Below are 2,901 nucleotides of genomic sequence, written 5' to 3'. Positions count from 1 at the left end.
CTCAAGAGACAATTCTCAACGGCTTCTGAGACCGCAACGTTTACCAATTTCGCCATCCGGGCTTATTTTACTTCGATGTTTCATTTAATAAAAAGCATCGCCTTTCATCTTATTATAGCACCATTTTATTAACAAGCGTGCAAATATAATCGTTTCAATCAAATTGCAAATAATTAATGCAAAAATTGAGCAGTTGTTGTTACTTGTATTATTAAAAATTAATTTCGGTGAACAATAATCGCTACACTAAAGCAAATGAAAAACAGTTACCTATTCATTTCCAGTATTTTACTTTACAGCCTATGTCTTCCACTAATTACACAGGCCCAAACCGTACAAATTTTGCAACAAAGTAAACCTTGTGTTATAAGAGGGTTATCCGTATTAAATGATAAAACAGCATGGCTAAGCGGAAGCAATGGCTATGTAGCTATTACAAATAACGGCGGAAAAACATGGGAGTGGCAACAAATAAAAGGTTATGAAAAATCTGAGTTCAGAGATATTGAGGCCTTTTCAGATCGCGAAGCAACTACCATGAGCTCTGGTACACCTGCAATAATACTAAAAACTATTGATGGCGGAAAAACCTGGCAAGAGAAATATCGGAAAGTTGATTCAGCTTATTTTTTTGATGCGATGGACTTTGTTGATAAGCAACATGGATATATTCTTGGTGACCCGATCAACAATAAGTTTTTATTATTAGAAACAAAAGATAGCGGTGAAACATGGGCCAATGCAAATAATCAACCAAATGCCCTACCCGGCGAGGCAGCATTTGCTGCCAGCGGCACCTGTTTACGATCAAATAATGGTTACCTATACATAGTTTCGGGCGGAAAAACCAGTAGGATTGTAACGTTACAACCTGATAATAACGTTTGGGAATATAATAGTTTGCCTATTATTAACGGAAAAGCAAGCCAGGGTGCGTTTTCCATAGCAATAGGAAAAAACGAAAAAATCATTGTTGGCGGTGATTACCAAGACGACAAAAAAACAGACTCTGTCGCCGCTTTTCAAACTGATGCACAAACTACAGTATTCAACAATCCACATAGAGGACCAGCTGGTTATCAATCATCTGTAGAATACATCAAAAACAATACCTATCTTTCAACCGGAACTTCTGGAACCAATATTACTGTGGATGGAGGTAAAACATGGAGCAAAATTGACGCAACAAGTTTTAATGTTTGCGCTAAAGCAAAACATGGAAAACTCATTTTACTTGCCGGAAACAATGGTAAAATAGCATTTTTAAAAATGTAGTTTATTGGTGTAGAGTAGCTTAAAAAAGACTTTTAAATTAATTAAAAAAACGTTTGCATCGTATTCTAAATCATTCTATATTTGCACCACTTTAAACGGAAACGGTAGCACTACCGAAAAAATTTAAAGTATGATTCCGTAGCTCAGCTGGTAGAGCATAACACTTTTAATGTTGGGGTCCTGGGTTCGAATCCCAGCGGGATCACAAAGGCCTCTCTAAACAATTGGAGAGGCTTTTTATTTCACATTTTTATAAATAGTATAGGGTAACAACGATTCCGTAGCTCAGCTGGTAGAGCATAACACTTTTAATGTTGGGGTCCTGGGTTCGAATCCCAGCGGGATCACAAAAAGGGAATAAGCTATAAAGCATGTTCCCTTTTTTTATACGATAAAATTTTATAAGCAATCAATTGAATTGCAATAAGAAACAATTCAAAATTTACTTTTTGGATTTCATTTTTTGAATATTAGGTATGGCTGTCATTATGGATAAGTGTTAAAACCACTTTATGAGCTGTTTTTTTCTCCCAACGCGCTATCAGCCATGCAATAAAGCTCAAAGTGAAGATATCGCTATTTTCTATCCTATTTATCAGACTTAAAACGGTCTTTCTATATGCTGTTTCAAATACTACATCGGGTTTTAATAAATATTTTTCAACCAGCCTCAGAAACAATAATACTCGCTCCTCCGAAGTTTTCAGCAGGTATTTCTTATATCGACGTCGGAAGCTGTTTATACGGGACATGGCAAGTTCGATGTTAGAGAACTGCGCATGGACCAAAATTTCCATTAAATTCTTTCGAATGGTCCATAACATCCCCATTTTTTTTTCATACCAGGCGTCAGTCTGTGTCAGTGAAGTCAACTGCTTTAAGCTTCTCCGGTCATTACACAGGGCCAAAAACATAGTCAGGCAAATTCGCAAATCTTCTGTATCTTCTGGTTTAGCTGTATACTTTGTATTCGAAAGCGACTCCTGTAGTAGCGAGATCGCATTATCGGCAAAGTCAGTAAAGAATAAATTGAGCGCCGTGAGTAACTGATAACGCGAATAAAACACCTTGTAATAACGATTATCCACTAACATTAAATCCATCATTTCCTTAAGATAAGATGAGCTCCGGATGAAACCTTTTTGCCTCAGATGAAAGTTCGCCAAAAAATACAAGATGGATATATGGTAAAAAAGATAGGATGGTTTCTTATACATTTGGCCTTGTATAAATTGATTAGTCCGGTTTATATAACGCTCTATCAATCCATAATTCTGCTGTATCGCTGCGTATTCATTCGCAATAAAAAGAATTTGATAAATGGACTTATAAGTCATAAGGTCCTGCATGGAAATTTTGTATTTCCGGATAGTGGTTATTATTAAAATCGTCAAATTAACAATTTTCCCTTTCAGATGTATCTCCTGAAGTTCATGCCTTAAAAAAGCATAAGCCATATTAAGCTTAGCCTCAAGCTGCATATGCGACTGGTTTTGCAGAAAGCGGGCAGTTAAGGCTTCGAAGTCTTCAGCTCCTGGTAAGTAGGCATATTGAAGTTTCAATAATAGGAGCTCATTCAATAAATTAAACTGTTCCAAATGTTCTGCCAACTGTTCAGCTTTATCT

General features: G+C 36.4%; 2 protein-coding genes and 2 tRNA genes. 3 read left to right on the top strand and 1 reads right to left on the bottom strand.

What is annotated here, in order from left to right; genetic code table 11:
* Positions 1-255 precede the first annotated feature (255 nt).
* From AAGC65_RS25725 to AAGC65_RS25715, 3 genes are all read left to right on the top strand, one after another.
* Positions 256-1,275: a YCF48-related protein gene (locus tag AAGC65_RS25725; RefSeq protein WP_343115316.1), complete on the top strand. Its 1,020-nt coding sequence runs from the start codon at positions 256-258 to the stop codon at positions 1,273-1,275.
* Positions 1,276-1,407: 132 nt separating this feature from the next.
* Positions 1,408-1,480, top strand: a tRNA-Lys gene (locus tag AAGC65_RS25720).
* A gap of 69 nt (positions 1,481-1,549) precedes the next feature.
* Positions 1,550-1,622 (top strand) — tRNA-Lys (locus tag AAGC65_RS25715).
* Between the two features lie 123 nt (positions 1,623-1,745).
* Here the strand turns inward: AAGC65_RS25715 and AAGC65_RS25710 are convergent.
* A partial coding sequence (locus AAGC65_RS25710; RefSeq protein WP_343115315.1) for a hypothetical protein occupies positions 1,746-2,901 on the bottom strand: 1,156 nt, incomplete at its 5' end.

The sequence above is a fragment of the Mucilaginibacter sp. genome (assembly GCF_039207105.1).
In the GTDB taxonomy this organism is placed as follows: domain Bacteria; phylum Bacteroidota; class Bacteroidia; order Sphingobacteriales; family Sphingobacteriaceae; genus Mucilaginibacter.
Note: the sequence above shows the minus strand (reverse complement) of the source record. Positions and strands in the feature narration are given on the sequence as shown.